Here is a 15,957-nt window from a genome sequence, read left to right as displayed (position 1 = left end):
CCGAGGTGCCGCCAGACGAAGACATTTCGTAAGCTCGGAGACCGGAATCGCCTGCAGGGGCGGAACGGGGGTTTCGGCGAGCACGGCTCGCCGCCCGTGGAGCCGGTCGGCCATGCAGGGCCGACCGTGGGACGGCTCCTGTGAAAACCGCGATGGTGTTGCCCTTCGTAGGAGCGGACCCTGTCCGCGATCGGCACGTCGATCACGCGACGCCGTGTCAATCCAGCCTGAACACCACCGGCAGCAGAATTTCGCGTGCGCCACCCGCGTCGATGCGGCCGATCTGGCGTGCGGCGTCGAGCGCGGCCCGGTCCAGAATTGCGTGACCGCTCCCGGCCAGCACGGCGGCGTCGATGACCCGGCCCGACGCGTCGAGCAGCAGGCGCAGCGTCACTTCTCCTTCCAGTTCCTGCTCGACCGCCTCCGGCGGGTAGAACACATGACGGTTCAGTTTCTGCTGCGCCTGCTCGCGGGCTTTGGCGGTGGCGGTCGTGCCGCGCGGGGCCTGGACGACCGGTGGTGGGCGGGGTGTCGGCGCCGCCTGTTCGCTGCGCGTGTCCTTCAGCAGCGGTTCTTCCGCCTCGGGCTCCGGTGCGCGCGAGGCCGAGGCCGCAGGCGCGGTCTGCAGCCGGGCCTGCAGTACCGGCGCCGGCTCGGGGCGCGGCGCTTCGGCCGTGCGTTCGGGCCACAGCAGGAACAGGGCGTGCGTCAGCGCGGACAGTGCAAGTGCGAAATGAAGTTTCAGGCGGGACAAACCGGCGGACGGGATCGTTAGACTGGCGACCTCTATTGTGCCCGACCCACCGGGCCGCCTTGACGGGGACGCACTTGAGTCAAATCTACCGCCGCCTTGCCGCGCTGCTGCTGGCGCTCTGCCTGATCCCGCCCGCGCTGGCCCAACTGCCCGATCCGGCGCGCTTCGGCCGCGCGATGGAAATGGGTGACATCCGCTCGGCGACGCGCTGGCTGGACGAAGGCCTGCCTCCGGATTTCGAAGCCGACACGGTCGGCAGCGGCATGATGATTGCCGCCTGGGACGGCAATATCGAGCTGATGCAGCTGTTTCTCGAGCGCGGTGCCAACATCGATTACCTCAGCCGCATCGGCGAACAGGCGATCGCGCTGGCGGCGTGGCGAGGCCATCAGAAGGCGGTCGAATGGCTGATCGAGCGCGGTGCGTCGCTCGACCCGCCGGACAAGACCTGGGGCGCGCTGCATTACGCCGCGTTCGCCGGTCACCGGCGCATCGCAGACCTGCTGATCGCGCGTGGCGCGAAGCTCGACGCACGCGCGCCCAACCTGTCCACACCGTTGATGATGGCGGTGCGCGAAGGCCACGACACCATCGTGCGCGCGCTGGTAGAGGCCGGCGCCAGCACGAATGCGGTGTCCGACCGCGGTGAAAACGCGCTGGCCTGGGCGTTGCGCTACAACCGCCTGCGCATTGCCGGGCTGGTTGCGCCCACGGAAGAGGTGGCCGCGGCCGTGAAGGCGCAGCCGGCGCCGCCCGCCCCGCCACCGCAGGCGTCGGTGCCGGCGCCGCCCGATGTGGCGGCGCTGCTGAAGAAGCTGCGTGAGGCCGAGACGCGGGGCCAACCGACCGCCTCGCTGCGCAAGCAGTTCATGGCCGCAGTCGACAGCCACCGCAACAGCGCGACGCGGCAGACGGCGAAGGCCGCGCCGTCGGCGCTGGTCATTTCCGCCAAGCGGGGAAAGCCGGGTGCCGAGCGAGCCGAGCTGGTGTCCGGCGCTGCGACGCCGGCGACGCAGACGCTCGCGGCTGACGCCGGTGCGCTGGACATCCTGCGCGCGATCGAGGCGGCGCAGGCGGCCGGTCAGCCGACCGAAGAACTGCGCAAGCGCTTCAGGGCGGCGGTGGACAGGATCCGGGCGCCGTGAGCGCCGTGACCGCTTCGTGATGTGACAGGAACACCGGACCGCCGAGCTGCGCCAGCAGATCGGTGCGCTCGAGCTTGTCCATCACCGGCCCCTTCACTTCCGACAGGTGCAGCAGCACGCCCATGTCGCGCAACCGGTGCGCCACGCTTTCCAGCATTTCCAGCGCACTGGCGTCGATGTCATTCACCGCCGAACACTGCAGCACCACGTGCTGCGCGGCAGGCTGGGCGGCGACCAGCGCGAGCATGCGATCCTCGACCTGGCGCGCGTTCATGAAATTCAGGCCTTCGTCCACCCGCAGCCCGATCAGCGAAGGTTCGGTTACGACGCGGTGGCGGTCCACGTTCCGGTAGTGCTCGGTTCCAGGTACGCGCCCGACCACCGCCATGTGCGGTCGGCTGGCATGCCACAGCAGCGTGAGCAGCGTAAGCAGCACGCCGGCACCGACCCCGGCTTCGACGCCGGCCAGCAAGGTGACAACCAGCGTGGTGACCACCGCCGCGAAATCGGTGCGTGAACTGCGCCAGGTGCGGCGCAGCGTGTCGGTATCGACGAGCGTCATGATGGCCACGACGATGGTCGCCGCCAGCGTGGCCTGCGGCAGGTAATGCAGCAGTGGCGTCAGCGCCAGTGCGGCCAGCGCGATGCCGACGGCGGTGAAGGCGCCGGCGGCGGGGGTCGCGGCACCGGCGTCGAAATTCACCACCGAGCGCGAAAAACCGCCGGTCACCGGGTAGCCGCCGGTGAAGGCGGCTGCAAGGTTGGAGGCACCGAGGCCGACCAGTTCCTGGTCCGGCTCGATGCGCAGCCGGCGCTTGGCGGCGAAGGTCTGCGCCACCGATACCGATTCGACGAAGCCGATGATGCTGATCAGCAGCGCCGGCAGCAGCAGTTGCGACAGCAGTGCGGGGTCGAACGAGGGCAGGGTCAGGGGCGGCAGTCCGGCCGGAATGTCGCCCACCTTGCGCACGCCGATCTGGTCGAGCCGCAAGGCCCACACCAGCGCGGTGCTGCCGAGCACCGCAACCACCGGGCCCGCCTTGGCACAGGTGTCGGCCGCACGCGCCGACAGGCCGATCCGGATCAGCAGCGGCTTGAGCCGCCGGCGCGTCCAGTACAGGAAGATCAGCACGCCGGCACCGAGTGCTGCAGTGGGCAGATGGGTGTCCGGCAGATTGGCGATCAGGCCGGGCAGCAGATCGGGCAGCGTGTCGCCACTGGCCTGTATGCCGAGCAGATGCTTGAGCTGGCTCAGCGCGATCAGCAGCGACGACGCGGTGACGAAGCCGGATACCACCGGGTGGCTGAGGAAGCTGGCAAGAAAGCCCAGCCTGAGCGCACCCATGAGGGTGAGCATGACACCGGACACGAAAGCCAGCGTCAGCGCGGCCTGCAGCCGCGCGGCCTCGTCCACCAGGCCGAGCGAACCGACCGCAGCGGCGGTCATCAGCGACACGACGGCCACCGGCCCGACCGACAGCGCGTGGCTGCTGCCGAAGATCGCGTAGGCAAACAGCGGTGCGATGCTGGCGTACAGCCCGACCTGTGGCGGCAGCCCGGCCAGCTGGGCGTAGGCCAGGCTCTGCGGGATCAGCATCAGCGTGACGATGAGCGCGGCCAGCAGGTCGGCGCCGAACGTTGCGCGGTCGTAGCGCGGCGCCCAGCCGAGCACCGGCAGCCAGCGCGCCCACGCGCCCGACGTCGTGACCGGGTGCATCGCGCGGCTCACAGCACGTCGAGCGGAATCTTCAGGTAGCGCGTGCCGTTGTCTTCCGGCTCGGGCAAGTGGCCGGCGCGCATGTTGACCTGCACCGACGGCAGGATGAGCACCGGCATGTCGAGCGTGGCGTCGCGCGCCGTGCGCATGGCGACGAAATCGTCTTCGGAAATGCCGTCATGCACATGGATATTGTGCGCGCGCTGTTCGGCCACCGTGCTTTCCCATGCGGGCGCGCGGCCGCCCGGCGGGTAGTCGTGGCACATGAACAGCCGCGTGTCCGGCGGCAGCGACAGCAGCCGGCGCACCGAGCGATACAGCGTGCGCGCGTCGCCGCCGGGGAAGTCGCAGCGCGCGGTGCCGTAGTCGGCCATGAACAGCGTGTCGCCCACGAACACCGCATCCTCGATCACATAACTCATGCAGGCCGGCGTGTGACCCGGCGTGTGCAGTGCGCGCGCGGTCAGCGAACCGATGGTGAAGCTGTCGCCGTCCGCGAACAGCCGGTCGAACTGGCGGCCGTCGCGTGCGAAATCGCTTCCGGCATTGAACAGGCTGCCGAACACCTTCTGCACGGTGACGATGTGGGCACCGATGCCCAGTTGCCCGCCGAGCTGTGCGCGCAGATGTGGCGCGGCCGACAGGTGGTCGGCATGCACATGGGTTTCCAGTATCCATTCGAGTCGGGCGCCCAGTTCGCGCACGCGCGCAATCAGGCGGTCGGCGGACTGTGTCGAGGTGCGACCGGCCTTGGGATCGTAGTCGAGTACGCTATCGAGGATGGCGCAGGCTTGCGTGCTGCGGTCGAGCACGAGGTAGCTCACCGTGCTGGTCGCTTCATCGAAGAAGGCTTCGATCTGCATCGAACTGCTGGACATGATGGCTCCCCTGAATCGTAGGAGAGCACCTTATATCGCCTGCTGCGCCGCGTCAGTAACTGCGGTCACCGTCGTCGGCAATGAAAAACGGCGGGAGTGCCCGCCGTTTTTTTTCCTGCCTGTACTGCCGCACCGTTCAGCGGTTGGCGATGTACATCGTGATTTCAAAGCCAAAACGCAGGTCGGTCGCCTTCGGGGTTTGCCAGTTCATGTGAGTCTCCTTGGTGTGTGGTGCGTACGTCTTCAGGTCTTTCGCGTTGCATCGGCGTCTGCCGTGCGTGAAGTGAATAATGGACGCGACAGCATTTGCGCACCTGAAGATGCGCACGAAAGAAGGCCCATGATTTTCATGATCGCGGCCGATTGACGCTGCCACCGGCCGGCCGCCATACTCCGCGCGCAAAATAACGGACAACCCGAACATGACGCAGGAAAACCTGTTCTGCGCACTGCGCGCAGCCTTCCCGGACGATGTCGATGCAGTCGCCATCGAAACCGCCGATACACCCGATCCGCTGTACTACACCTGGCGCGACCTCGAACGCGGCACAGCCATGCTGGCCAACCTGATCGATTCGCTCGCGCTTCTTCCGGAAAGCCGCATCGCGGTGCAGACGGAGAAGAGCGTCGAGGCGTTGATGCTCTACCTCGCCGTGCTGCGCGCGGGCCACATCTACCTGCCGCTGAACACCGCCTACCAGGCGGGCGAGGTCGAGTACTTCATCGGCAACGCGGAGCCGGCTGTGGTCGTGTGCACCGAGAGGAACGTCAGATGGGTGAGCGATCTCGCCGCGCGTCTGGGTACACCGTATGTGTTCACGCTGGAAGACGACCGCAGCGGCAGCCTGCTCGAGGCGGCCGCGCCGCACAGCGACCGTCACACGCCGGCGCTGCGCGCGGCCGACGATCTGGCGGCGATCCTGTATACCAGCGGCACGACCGGCCGCAGCAAGGGCGCCATGCTGACGCACGGCAACCTGCTGTCGAACGCGCAGGTGCTGAAAGAGGTGTGGGGCTGGCAGCCGGGCGACGTGCTGCTGCACGCGCTGCCGATCTTCCACGTGCACGGGCTGTTCGTTGCCTCGCACGGAGCGCTGCTCAATGGCAGCCGCATGATCTGGTTCAGCCGTTTCGATCCACGAGCCGTGGTGGCGCGCCTGCCCGACGCCACGGTGTTCATGGGTGTGCCGACGCTGTACGTGCGCCTGCTGGCCGAACCCGGCGTCACGAAGCAGACCTGCCGCGGCATGCGTCTGTTCATCAGCGGTTCTGCGCCGCTTTTGATCGAAACTTTCCGCGACTTCCGGCAGCGCACCGGCCACACGATACTGGAGCGTTACGGCATGAGCGAAACCGCGATGCTCACATCCAACCCCTACCGGCCGGAAGACCAGCGCCGCGGCGGCACGGTCGGGCCGGCGCTGCCGGGCGTCGGCCTCCGTGTGCGCGACGACCTGGGGCAACTGCTGCCGGCGGGCGACATCGGCGGCATCGAGGTGCGTGGCCCGAACGTGTTCAAGGGGTACTGGCGCATGCCGGAAAAGACCGCCGCCGAATTCACCGCCGACGGCTGGTTCATGACCGGTGACGTCGGCCATCTGAGCGCAGACGGCTATGTGACCATCGTCGGCCGCAGCAAGGATCTGATCATCAGCGGCGGCTACAACGTGTATCCGGCCGAGATCGAAAGCGTCATCAACGACATGCCGGGCGTGGCGGAATCGGCGGTGGTCGGCGTGCCGCACGCCGACTTCGGCGAGGCGGTGGTCGCCATCGTGGTCGCCAAGCCGGGTGCGGCGCTCGACGCCGCCGCGATGACAGCACGGCTGAAGGCGCGGATCGCCAACTTCAAGGTGCCCAAGCGGTTGTTCATCGTGTCCGAACTGCCGCGCAACACGATGGTCAAGGTGCAGAAGAACCTGCTGCGCGACGCGCACCGCGCGCTGTTCGCGGCATGAATGAAGCCGCCGTTTTCGAACCCGACTGCTGCCCGCGCTGCGCGGGCAGCTTCACCTGTGGCGCGGCCGGGCCGGCGCCCTGCGACTGTTTCACGCTGAAGATCGATCCGGAGGTGCTGGCCGACCTGCGCGAACGCTACGTGGGTTGCCTGTGTATCGCCTGCCTGCGCGAATTGACGGATGCGGAGCCCCCTGCGCAGACGTCCGGGCAGGCGCCCAGGGCCGCCTGACGCACGACCTCAGGGCTTGGGTGCCGTCTCCGGCGCCGCGCCCGCCGGCGCGCTCTTGGGCTGGATGATGGCGCGAACGCGCTTCGACTGGTCGCCACCCGACGGCACCGCCTTCGCGTCGGCCGAATTGGTGACCGTATAATTTTCGCTGATCGAGTTGTATTCGATGTACTGGCCGCGCACCTCGTCGCCGCCGCTCTTCACGTGGGCACGCACGTAGAAGCGGGTGATTTCGGTCTTCGCGTCGTGCTCGATGCGCTCCCCCTCGCCTTCCATCCAGAGGTCCTGACCGTCGCGCTTCTGCCTGAAGCGCGCCAGACCGTTTTCGCCGCCGGTGGCCACGCCCTTCTGGTAGCCGGTCGCATCCTGCGTCACCACGACCTTGTTGGCCTTGATGGTCAGCGTGCCCTGCGTGAATACGACATTGCCTTCGAAGTTGTGGGTTTTCGTGCGGTCGTCCACCGTCACCTTGTCGGCTTCGAGATTGACCGGCTTGTCGCGGTCGGCGCGTTCCGCGCGGGCGGTGGCGGGCAGGCCGGCTGCCAGCAGCAGGGCCAGGGTGGTCAATGCGGCAGTGATCTGACGCGAAATCATGGGCGGCGGGCTCTTTCTATGGTGGCTTTGACGCGCGATTCGAGTACGTATTGTTCCTTGATGCGATCAGCGACCATGCCAACGCCGGTCGCCACCGACTTGCCCTGCGTCATGCGCACCGGCTGATCGGTGCGCGCGATTTCCTCTTCCGGATACACATACAGCAGCGTGGTCGCCAGCGTCATTTCGGCGCGGCCCGGACTGGCTTCGCGCAGCACTCGCACATTGTCGCGCAGGATGGCTTCCTTGCCATCCTTGGTCAGCAGCGCGCGTTCGGAGCTGATGTGGGTCGGCGCCAGCTTGCCTTCGTAGCGCAGCGTCGGGTGGTCGAGTTCGGCCGAGTCGTCGTCCGGGTAGTGGCGCATCTGCCGGGCCGTCAGGGTGTGCTGTATCGCGCCGGATTCGTCGTAGCGGTACAGCGTGAAGTTGTCGATGATCACGTCCGGGTCGTGACGCAGGCTGCCGCTCGACGGCTTGTCGTCGATGCGCGTCGTGCGCTCGAGCCAGATCGTCATGCCGGCGAGTCCGATCAGGATGAGCAGCGGCAGCGCCTGCTGGATGCGTCGGTTCAACGCAGGCAGTCCTGCAGCAGCGCGTCGAGCGCGCCGCGCGCGTCGAGCAGGTATTCGCACACTTCGCGCACTGCGCCGCGGCCGCCCTCGGCTTCGGCGATCCAGCGCGCATGCTGGAGCACGAAGAAGTGGGCATTGGCCGGTGCCGCTGAAAAGCCGCAGGCACGCATCACCGGCAGGTCGACGATGTCGTCACCCATGTAGCCGCAATGCGCCAGCGGAATGCCACGTTCGGCCGCCAGTTCGCGCATCGCGTCGCGCTTGTTCTCGACGCCGAGCAGCGCGGTGGTGATGCCGAGATTGGCTGCGCGGTGACGCACCGCCGCCGACGAGCGACCGGAAATGATGACGATTTCGACGCCCGCGCCGGCCAGCATCTTCAGTCCGTGTCCGTCCAGCGTGTTGAAGCCCTTCATCAGGTCGCCGTCCGGGCCGAACCATATCGTGCCGTCGGTCATGACGCCGTCGACATCGAAACCCATCAGGCGGACCTGGCCCGCCACCTCGCGTACCGCATTGCCGTCCATGTTCAGATCACCTTGGCCAGCATCAGGTCGTGCATGCTCAGCGCGCCGGCCAGTGCGCCGTGTTCATCCGTCACCAGCAACTGGTTGACCCGGTTGCGTTCCATCACGTCGGCCGCTTCGGCGGCCAGCTTCGCCTCGCTGATCGAGCGCGGCTGACGGCTCATCACGTCGGCCACCGGCACGGTGCGCACGTCGCCCAGGCGGTCGATCGCGCGCCGCAGGTCGCCGTCGGTGAACACCCCGGCCACGCCGCCGGCTTCATCCAGCACCACGGTCATGCCCATGCCGCCGCGCGTCACCTGCAGCAGCGCTTCGGTCACCGTGCAGTCGACACCCACCGTCGGCACGTCGGCGCGCGCGCGCATCACGTCGCGCACATGGGTCAGCAGGCGCCGGCCGAGCGCGCCGCCCGGGTGGCTGCGTGCGAAGTCGTCTTCGCGAAAACCGCGCGCGTCGAGCAGCGCAACCGCCAATGCGTCACCGAGCGCCAGCGCGCAGGTGGTGCTGGCGGTCGGGGCAAGATTGAGCGAGCAGGCTTCCGTGGCCACGCCGGCGTCCAGATGCACGTCGGCCAGCCGGGCCAGTGTCGAATCCGGCTTGCCGGTCATCGCGATCGTGCGGCCACCCTGCCGGCGCACCAGCGGTACCACCGCCAGCAACTCGGCTGTTTCGCCCGAATTGGACAGCGCGATCAGCACATCGTCACGATGAATCATGCCCAGATCGCCGTGCAGCGCCTCGGCCGCATGAACGAAATAGGCCGGTGTGCCGGTGCTGGCCATCGTCGCGGCGATCTTGCGCGCGATGTGCCCGGATTTGCCCAGACCGCTGACGATGACGCGGCCGGTGCTGTCGAGCACCAGCCGGACCGCGGCGGCGAAGTCTTCGCCAAGGCGATCGGACAGCGCGTCGATCGCGCGCGCTTCGATGTCGAGCACGCGACGGGCGGCGGCGACGATGTCTTCGGTGACGGGCGGGGAACTGTGTGTCATGCGTCTGGCGGGGGCAGGCCCGGTTGATCCGGCAGGTGCCCGCAGCGCGGGCGTTCGGGTGGATCGGTTATGATCGCTGCGGATTATAACAACCTGCCCACGGCAGGCGGCCGGCCATCCGCTCATGGCCTTGCCGCCCCTTCCTGCCCACCATGTCCGCACTCGAGCTGGTCCTGCTGTTGCTCGCCGCTTCAGTGCTGGTGGTCGGCCTTTTCCGCAGCGTCGGCCTGCCGCCCATACTCGGTTACCTGCTGGTCGGTGCGCTGGCCGGACCGCATGCGCTGGCTTTCATTCCCGATACCGACGAGGCGCGGCAGTTCGCCGAATACGGCATCGTGTTCCTGATGTTTTCCATCGGCCTCGAATTCTCGCTGCCCAAGCTGTTTTCGATGAAGCGCGTGGTGTTCGGCCTGGGTGGCACCCAGGTGGCGCTGTCGGTGGCCGGTGTCATCACATTCGCCTGGCTGTTCGGCCTGAGCCTCAAGGGCGCGATTGCCGTCGGCGCCGCCATCGCCATGTCGTCCACCGCGGTGCTGATCAAGCTGCTCGTCGAGCGGATGGAACTCGATTCCGCGCACGGCCGGCAGGTGATCGGCGTGCTGCTGTTCCAGGATCTGGCGGTCGTGCCCTTCCTGGTGGTGATTCCAGTGCTGTCGCTCGGCGCCGAGGAAAGCATGGAAGCGCTGGCGCTGGCCGGCGTGAAGGCCGCGGTGGCGCTCACCCTCATCCTGTATCTCGGCCCGCGCCTGATGCAGCGCTGGTTCTTCGTTGTGGCGCAGCGCAAGTCGCCCGAGCTGTTCATGCTCAACGTGCTGCTGGTGACGCTGGGCATGGCGTTCGCAACCGAACACGCCGGGCTGTCGCTGGCGCTCGGCGCCTTCCTGGCCGGCATGCTCATTTCGGAAACCCAGTACCGGTATCAGGTGGAAGAAGACATCAAGCCGTTCCGCGACGTGCTGCTCGGCCTGTTCTTCGTCACCATCGGCATGAAGCTCAACCTCGCGCTGGTGCTGTCCGAGCTGTTCTTCGTGCTGGTGACGGTGCTGTTCATCCTGATCGGCAAGTTCGTGGTTGCCGCCGCAGCGTCGCGCTTTTTCGGCTCGTCGCCCGGCACCGCGCTGCGCGTCGGGCTGTGGCTGTGCGCCGGCGGCGAATTCGGCTTCGTGCTGATGGCGCTGGCCGATGGGGCCAACCTGCTGCCCGACCGCATCCTGCAGATCGTGCTCGCCTCGCTGCTGCTGAGCTTGCTGACCGCACCCATCCTCGCCCACTACGCCGACCGCATCGTGCTGCGGCTGGTGCCGTCGGAATGGCTGATGCGTTCGATGCAGCTCACGTCGATCGCCGCCCAGTCACTGGCCACCGACGGTCACGCCATCGTCTGCGGCTACGGCCGCAACGGTCAGTACCTGGGGCGCTTCCTGGAAAACGAGGGTATTTCGTTCATCGCGCTCGACCTCGATCCGGAGCGGGTGCGCGAGGCGGCGGCGGCCGGTGAAACGGTGGTGTTCGGCGACGCCGGCAAGCGCGAAACGCTGATCGCAGCCGGGCTGACGCGCGCATCCATCGTCGTCATCACGTTTGTCGATACCGAGGCGGCGCTGCGCGTGATCCACCTGGTCAACGAGCTGCATCCCGAAGTGCCGGTGGTCGTGCGCACCTTCGACGAGCGCGACTACGACAAGCTGTCGTCTGCGGGCGCCACCGAAGTGGTGCCGGAATCGCTCGAATCGTCACTGATGCTGGCCACCCACGCTCTGGTGCTGCTGGGCATTCCGCTGCATCGCGTGCTCAAGCGCATCCGCCAGTTCCGAGGCGATCGCTATCACCTGTTGCGCGGGCTTTACCGCGGCGCCGAACATCTGGCGGAAGAGGCGGCGTCCGATCAGCAACACACGCGTCTGCATTCGGTGCCGCTGGCGCCGGGCGCCTGGGCCATCGGCCACCGCATCGACGAATTCCACTTCAACGACATCCGCGTCGAGGTGAGCGCGATCCGCCGACGCGGCATCCGGGCGCTGGAGCCCAGTTCCGATCTGGCATTCGAAAGCGGCGATGTGGTGGTGCTGCTGGGCGCGCCGGCCGAACTGGCTCAGGCCGAATCGCGCCTGCTCAAGGGCTGAGCGGCCATTCCTGCGAACCCGCCATCAGAACGCCACGCATACCGTGTAACGATCGGCTGCGGTTTCGGCCGCGGCGTCGATGTTGGCGGCAGTCGATGTGGCCGACGGCGTGCCATTGACGTCGATCATCGCGCGCACGTTGCCGGTGTTGGTGACGCCGTCGTCCATGGTCGAATCGACCTGACGGGCGAGGCGTGCCGTGATGCCGGACGAACAGATGAAGAAGGCGCCGGTCATCGGCCGCGAATCCGGACCGCTGCCCGTGGCCGGCGTGATCGGCGATGTGCTGGTGATGCCGATGGTGCCGTTGTCTGCGTTGCGCGGCAGGTAGGCCGGGTCGCTTTCGACGGTCGGGCCGGTCAGCAGATTGGCCAGTCGCAGGTGTTGCCACACCAGACGCGATTCATCGGTTGCAGTGGTCGAATTCCAGTTGCCGCCGATGCGCCCGTTGCCCTGGGTTTCCGGCGTGCCCGGCGTGGTCGCCAGCGTGCCCGCGACGTGCTGCACCACGGCCGGATCGTCGCCCGGCATGAAGCGGAAGCGGTCCTGGTAGGCATACACGGCGGTCGACATCGTGCGGAAGTCATTCACCAGACTTTTTGCCTTGGCGCTGTTGATCAGTTCCTGCCCCTTGAGCACGCCGCCCAGCAGCAGACCGATAATGACGAGCACGATGGCGATTTCGACCAGCGTGAACCCTTGTTGATTGGCTTTCATGTGAATCCTCCGTATGCGTCCCGTCGATGCAGATTTCGTGCCCGAAAGTACAGTGCCGGGAGTGTTTCCCGAATGGCACTGATTTGGAAACGTTTTTTTGCATTGGTGGTGGCGAACGACCGTTCACGGCACGCGAGTTACGGTGCGAAAGCCCTTCGATCTGACCGGATCCGGTCAGTCCTGTCACGATCCGGTCATTTTTCACTTTGGTGCGGCGTGGGCGATGAAAGAAGGGCGACACCGTGATGCGACGCCCTGCCGTGCCGCGCCGCATGCGCGTCATGTGGCTGACGCGGGCGCAACCCTGGCTGTTGCTGGGCGTGCTGACCAGTCTGCATCTGCTGTTGTGGCTGGACGACGACCGCCTGTTCGGTCGCGCGCTGCTGTTGCCCCACCTCGGCCTGCTGCTGCTGTGGCAACCCTTGCTGCGTGCGCAGTCCCGCATCGAATGGCCGGTGCTGGCGGCGCTGTGCGCACTGGTCGGCGTGTTCCTGTGGTTCTACGGGCCACTGGCGCTCAGCCTGTGGCTGCTGTTGCTGGCCGGTCTGGTCGGCGGCAAGGTGTTCTTTTCGCGCTCGCGCGGGCCGCGCATCTACTACCTCGGCGCACTGGCCTACCTGATCACGGCACTGCTGACCATTGCGCTGCCGCGGGCGTTGCCGCCCGGCCTGCCGGTACCGCCCGGCATCGACACGCTGGGTCTGTGGCTGGCGCCGGTGGCCTTGACCGTCATGCTGCTGGTGCCCGGTCGCGAGCGGGCCGACCGCGACCGCGAAGTGCTCGACTTCGTGTCGGGCACCTTCGTGCTGTTGCTGCTTGCCGTACTCGTGCTGGGCACGCTGGCGGCGATGCAACTGGCCGACGTCGATTACCTGCGCGCGCTGCTCGCGACGCTGGGCGTGCTGGCCAGCGCGCTGATGGTGATGGGCTGGGCGTGGAATCCGCGCGCCGGCTTCGGCGGCGTCAGTGTCGCCTTCACCCGCTATGTGCTGTCGCTGGCACTGCCCTATGAGCGCTGGCTGGAAAGCCTCGCGTCGCTGTCGCAGGAAGAGAGCCGGCCGGAGGAATTCGTCGCCCGCGCCGCCAACCGCCTGCTCGCCCTGCCGCTGATCAGCGGTGGCGAGTGGCGCACCCGCAGCGGTGCGAACGCCGCGCCACCGCGTCGCTTCGGCGAGGTTGCCGCGCACCGGCAGGATTTCGAACACCCGTTGCTCGACCTGACGCTCTATACCGCGCGCCCGCTGTCCGGCGGCCTGCTGTGGCACTTCAACCTGCTGGTGCAACTGCTCGGCCAGTTCTACCAGGCCCAGCTGCGCACCGAAGAGCTGCGCCGCCTGTCCTATCTGTCGGCCATCCACGACACCGGCGCGCGGCTGACGCACGACGTGAAGAATCTGCTGCAGTCGCTCAACACCCTGTGTTTCGCCGCCCGCGAAGCCACGGACCCGGACAGCGCCGCCCGTGCCAACGCGCTGCTGGCGCGCCAGCTGCCGGTCATCAGCGCGCGCCTCGAAGCCACGCTCGACAAGCTGCGCCGCCCGCAGCCGGTCGACGGCGAATGGACGCCGGCCCCCGAATGGCTGCAGGCCACCGCGGCGCATTTCGCCGGTCAGGGCGTGATGGTCGAAGGCATGACCGAACCCGACCAGCTGTTGCCCGGCGCGCTGTACACGACCGTGGCGGAAAATCTGGTCGGCAACGCGCTGCAGAAGCGGCTCGCCGAACCGGGTATCGCCATCGTGCTGCGCCTCGGTGGTGACCGGCTGTCGGTCGAAGACAGCGGCAGCGCCATCGCCGTCGATCTGGCCGAAAACCTGCTGCAGGCGCCAGTCGCCTCCGCCAGCGGTCTGGGTGTCGGGCTGTACCAGTCGGCACTGCTCGCCCGCGCCAGCGGCTTCCGCCTGCAGCTCGATCACAACGGCAACGGCTGCGTCCGCTTCGTCCTGGCACCCGATCTCACACGCTGACCCGCCATGCAGGGCCGGCTGTGGAGGGCTCCTGCAAAAACCCGTGAAGGCTAAAAGACTGGCGGTGTTTTTCGTAGGAGCGGACCCCGTCCGCGATAGGCACGTTGATCAAGCGGTACCGCCATTTGGGAGACGGGAATCGCCTGCAGGGCAGGCTCCTACGAAAACCGCGATGGTGTTGCCGTTCGGAGCGGACCCCGTCCGCGATCCGCGCGTTGATCAACGGTACCGCCATTTCGGAGACCGGGATCGCCTGCGGGCACGGAGCGGGGGTTTCGGCGAGCATGGCTCGCCGCCCGTGGAGCCGGTCGGCCATGCAGGGCCGACCGTGGGACGGCTCCTGCGAAAACCGCGAAGGCTTCACGACTGGTGACGTTTTTCGTAGGAGCGGACCCGGTCCGCGAGAGGCGCGTTGATCAAGCGGACTCGCCATTTCGGAGACCGGGATCGCCTGCGGGGGCGGAGCGGGGGTTTCGGCGAGCACGGCTCGCCGCCCGTGGAGCCGGTCGGCCATGCAGGGCCGACCGTGGGACGGCTCCTGCGACAACCGCGAGGGCTTCACAACTGGTGACGTTTTTCGCAGGAGCGGACCCGGTCCGCGAGAGGCGCGTTGATCAAGCGGAGTCGCCATTTCGGAGACCGGGATCGCCTGCGTGGGACGGCTCCTGCGAAAACCGTGACGGCTTCAAAACTGGTGACGTCGATTGTAGGAGCGGACCCCGTCCGCGATCCGGTGGTGAATACGGCGCATCGACGCTGGACTACTTCGCTTCGGCAAAGCCCTTCGCCAGCGCTTCCATGCGCGAGCGATTCACGCCGAAATCCGAGTAACCGGTCCGGGCACCGGAGCGGTAGTGGATGACCGACGCACCGGCGTCGATGGCGAACTCTGCGGCATCGACGAAGCGGAAGATGCGCGACCGGAATTCGGCTGCGATGAATCCCGGCTCTTCGCGGGTGATGGTGGCGCGCGGCTGGGCGAGGATGACCTGCTTCAGGCGCGCCTGCGCAGCGGCAGCGTCGCCGCTGAATGGAATGGGCGCCATCTTTGCTGCGCTGTCCGACTGGGTCGATACGCAGTTGGGCGAGTCGGGGCAGCGCGTCAGCACGCGCGGGGCGGCATCGGCCGCGAGGGCGGTGGAGGCGCAAGCCGCCAGCGCCAGTGCGGTGGCGCGGGTTTTCATGGTGTGCTCCTTGAGCCACGCCAGAACATCGGTGGCATTGCGATCGGGCGGAAACACCGGGTAGAACACCTTGACGATGCGTGCGTCGTCGGTGATCAGCGTAAGCCGCCGGTACAGTTCCAGCCCGGCCGCAGTGAAGGTGGGCAGGCGCAGCGCGGCCTTGAGTTGCAGGCCGTCGTCGCTCAGCAGCGGAAACGGCAGATGCAGGCGCGCCGCGGCTTCCTGCTGGTAATGGCTGGTCTGGCTGCTCAACCCGAACACGCCGGCGCCCAACGCCGCCAGTTCGGCATGGTGATCGCGAAAGGCGCACGACTGCGGTGTGCAGCCGCGTGCGCCGGGTATCGCGTCCCAGCCGTCGGGGAGCGGCGCATCCGGCCGGCCGGTCATCGGATACACGTAGATCACCTGCAGGCCGCGCAGCGCCGCGAGATCGGTCGTGCCGCCTTCAGTGCGCGGCAGCGCCAGCGCGGGCAGACGCATCCCTTCGAGGTGGGCGGCCGCCCCGTCGTCAAGCGGCACCGGCAGGTCGTCGGGCAGGGTGGTCAGCGATGTCGCCATCTATATATGCGGTGCGCGCCAGGCTTGAGCACGCGGGGCAC

At 67.5% G+C, this 15,957-nt stretch carries 15 protein-coding genes; 5 read left to right on the top strand and 10 right to left on the bottom strand.

The features are described 5' to 3' along the window. Nucleotides 1-217 precede the first annotated feature (217 nt). On the bottom strand, nt 218-754 hold the full coding sequence (locus Q8R75_RS11680) for an energy transducer TonB (protein ID WP_305612543.1): 537 nt from the start codon (nt 752-754) through the stop codon (nt 218-220). A 74-nt stretch (nt 755-828) separates the two neighbouring features. Here Q8R75_RS11680 and Q8R75_RS11675 point away from each other — a divergent pair, with 74 nt between their 5' ends. Further along, the gene (locus Q8R75_RS11675; protein WP_305612541.1) at nt 829-1,899 is read left to right on the top strand and encodes an ankyrin repeat domain-containing protein; all 1,071 of its coding nucleotides are present in this window, start codon (nt 829-831) and stop codon (nt 1,897-1,899) included. Here Q8R75_RS11675 and sulP read toward each other — a convergent pair. The 3 genes from sulP to pqqA form a co-directional block, all read right to left on the bottom strand. Then, nucleotides 1,865-3,616 carry a sulfate permease gene (gene sulP, locus Q8R75_RS11670; RefSeq protein WP_305612539.1) on the bottom strand — a complete coding sequence of 584 codons (1,752 nt, stop codon included), beginning with the start codon at nt 3,614-3,616 and terminating at the stop codon, nt 1,865-1,867. The genes Q8R75_RS11675 and sulP overlap by 35 nt on opposite strands. Nucleotides 3,617-3,624: 8 nt before the next feature. Next, complete coding sequence (locus tag Q8R75_RS11665) at nt 3,625-4,494, bottom strand: MBL fold metallo-hydrolase (protein WP_305612537.1); 870 nt, start codon at nt 4,492-4,494, stop codon at nt 3,625-3,627. A gap of 136 nt (nt 4,495-4,630) precedes the next feature. Continuing rightward, nucleotides 4,631-4,705, bottom strand: coding sequence for a pyrroloquinoline quinone precursor peptide PqqA (gene pqqA / locus Q8R75_RS11660; RefSeq protein WP_083224124.1), 75 nt, complete (start codon nt 4,703-4,705; stop codon nt 4,631-4,633). Between the two features lie 211 nt (nt 4,706-4,916). Here pqqA and Q8R75_RS11655 point away from each other — a divergent pair, with 211 nt between their 5' ends. Both Q8R75_RS11655 and Q8R75_RS11650 read left to right on the top strand, forming a co-directional pair. After that, on the top strand, nt 4,917-6,452 hold the full coding sequence (locus Q8R75_RS11655; RefSeq protein ID WP_305663666.1) for a malonyl-CoA synthase: 1,536 nt from the start codon (nt 4,917-4,919) through the stop codon (nt 6,450-6,452). Further along, nucleotides 6,449-6,682 carry a cysteine-rich CWC family protein gene (locus tag Q8R75_RS11650; RefSeq protein WP_305612533.1) on the top strand — a complete coding sequence of 78 codons (234 nt, stop codon included), beginning with the start codon at nt 6,449-6,451 and terminating at the stop codon, nt 6,680-6,682. The genes Q8R75_RS11655 and Q8R75_RS11650 overlap by 4 nt, the downstream gene beginning before the upstream one ends. Nucleotides 6,683-6,691: 9 nt before the next feature. On the opposite strand, the gene lptA is transcribed toward Q8R75_RS11650, so the two are convergent. The 4 genes from lptA to Q8R75_RS11630 are packed head-to-tail and all read right to left on the bottom strand — an operon-like array spanning nt 6,692 to nt 9,367. Beyond that, nucleotides 6,692-7,276, bottom strand: coding sequence for a lipopolysaccharide transport periplasmic protein LptA (gene lptA / locus Q8R75_RS11645; RefSeq protein ID WP_305612531.1), 585 nt, complete (start codon nt 7,274-7,276; stop codon nt 6,692-6,694). After that, nucleotides 7,273-7,848: an LPS export ABC transporter periplasmic protein LptC gene (gene lptC, locus Q8R75_RS11640; protein WP_305612529.1), complete on the bottom strand. Its 576-nt coding sequence runs from the start codon at nt 7,846-7,848 to the stop codon at nt 7,273-7,275. Before lptC ends, lptA begins: the two co-directional genes overlap by 4 nt. Then, complete coding sequence (locus tag Q8R75_RS11635) at nt 7,845-8,375, bottom strand: HAD hydrolase family protein (protein WP_305612528.1); 531 nt, start codon at nt 8,373-8,375, stop codon at nt 7,845-7,847. Before Q8R75_RS11635 ends, lptC begins: the two co-directional genes overlap by 4 nt. 2 nt (nt 8,376-8,377) lie before the next feature. Further along, on the bottom strand, nt 8,378-9,367 hold the full coding sequence (locus Q8R75_RS11630; RefSeq protein ID WP_305612526.1) for a KpsF/GutQ family sugar-phosphate isomerase: 990 nt from the start codon (nt 9,365-9,367) through the stop codon (nt 8,378-8,380). Nucleotides 9,368-9,519: 152 nt separating this feature from the next. Here Q8R75_RS11630 and Q8R75_RS11625 point away from each other — a divergent pair, with 152 nt between their 5' ends. Beyond that, nucleotides 9,520-11,490, top strand: coding sequence for a monovalent cation:proton antiporter family protein (locus tag Q8R75_RS11625; protein WP_305612525.1), 1,971 nt, complete (start codon nt 9,520-9,522; stop codon nt 11,488-11,490). Between the two features lie 24 nt (nt 11,491-11,514). Here the strand turns inward: Q8R75_RS11625 and Q8R75_RS11620 are convergent, their stop codons facing one another. After that, nucleotides 11,515-12,207, bottom strand: a complete 693-nt coding sequence (locus Q8R75_RS11620) for a prepilin-type N-terminal cleavage/methylation domain-containing protein (protein ID WP_305612523.1) — start codon at nt 12,205-12,207, stop codon at nt 11,515-11,517. Nucleotides 12,208-12,452: 245 nt separating this feature from the next. On the opposite strand from Q8R75_RS11620, the gene Q8R75_RS11615 reads away from it, so the two are divergent. Then, nucleotides 12,453-14,174 carry a sensor histidine kinase gene (locus tag Q8R75_RS11615; protein ID WP_305612521.1) on the top strand — a complete coding sequence of 574 codons (1,722 nt, stop codon included), beginning with the start codon at nt 12,453-12,455 and terminating at the stop codon, nt 14,172-14,174. Nucleotides 14,175-14,935: 761 nt separating this feature from the next. Here Q8R75_RS11615 and Q8R75_RS19805 read toward each other — a convergent pair. After that, nucleotides 14,936-15,916: a DUF1499 domain-containing protein gene (locus tag Q8R75_RS19805; protein ID WP_336623621.1), complete on the bottom strand. Its 981-nt coding sequence runs from the start codon at nt 15,914-15,916 to the stop codon at nt 14,936-14,938. Between the last annotated feature and the right edge of the window lie 41 nt (nt 15,917-15,957).

This window comes from Methyloversatilis sp. (genome assembly GCF_030696805.1).
In the GTDB taxonomy this organism is placed as follows: domain Bacteria; phylum Pseudomonadota; class Gammaproteobacteria; order Burkholderiales; family Rhodocyclaceae; genus Methyloversatilis.
Note: the sequence above shows the minus strand (reverse complement) of the source record. Positions and strands in the feature narration are given on the sequence as shown.

Bases quoted from the DNA above. Each gene is read 5' to 3' on its own strand.
- Q8R75_RS11615 (WP_305612521.1), top strand. From the start codon at position 12,453: ATGCGACGCCCTGCCGTGCCGCGCCGCATGCGCGTCATGTGGCTGACG.
- Q8R75_RS11625 (WP_305612525.1), top strand. From the start codon at position 9,520: ATGTCCGCACTCGAGCTGGTCCTGCTGTTGCTCGCCGCTTCAGTGCTG.
- Q8R75_RS11650 (WP_305612533.1), top strand. From the start codon at position 6,449: ATGAATGAAGCCGCCGTTTTCGAACCCGACTGCTGCCCGCGCTGCGCG.
- Q8R75_RS11635 (WP_305612528.1), bottom strand. From the start codon at position 8,375: ATGGACGGCAATGCGGTACGCGAGGTGGCGGGCCAGGTCCGCCTGATG.
- Q8R75_RS11620 (WP_305612523.1), bottom strand. From the start codon at position 12,207: ATGAAAGCCAATCAACAAGGGTTCACGCTGGTCGAAATCGCCATCGTG.
- Q8R75_RS19805 (WP_336623621.1), bottom strand. From the start codon at position 15,916: ATGGCGACATCGCTGACCACCCTGCCCGACGACCTGCCGGTGCCGCTT.
- sulP (WP_305612539.1), bottom strand. From the start codon at position 3,616: ATGCACCCGGTCACGACGTCGGGCGCGTGGGCGCGCTGGCTGCCGGTG.
- lptA (WP_305612531.1), bottom strand. From the start codon at position 7,276: ATGATTTCGCGTCAGATCACTGCCGCATTGACCACCCTGGCCCTGCTG.
- Q8R75_RS11630 (WP_305612526.1), bottom strand. From the start codon at position 9,367: ATGACACACAGTTCCCCGCCCGTCACCGAAGACATCGTCGCCGCCGCC.
- Q8R75_RS11665 (WP_305612537.1), bottom strand. From the start codon at position 4,494: ATGTCCAGCAGTTCGATGCAGATCGAAGCCTTCTTCGATGAAGCGACC.
- Q8R75_RS11655 (WP_305663666.1), top strand. From the start codon at position 4,917: ATGACGCAGGAAAACCTGTTCTGCGCACTGCGCGCAGCCTTCCCGGAC.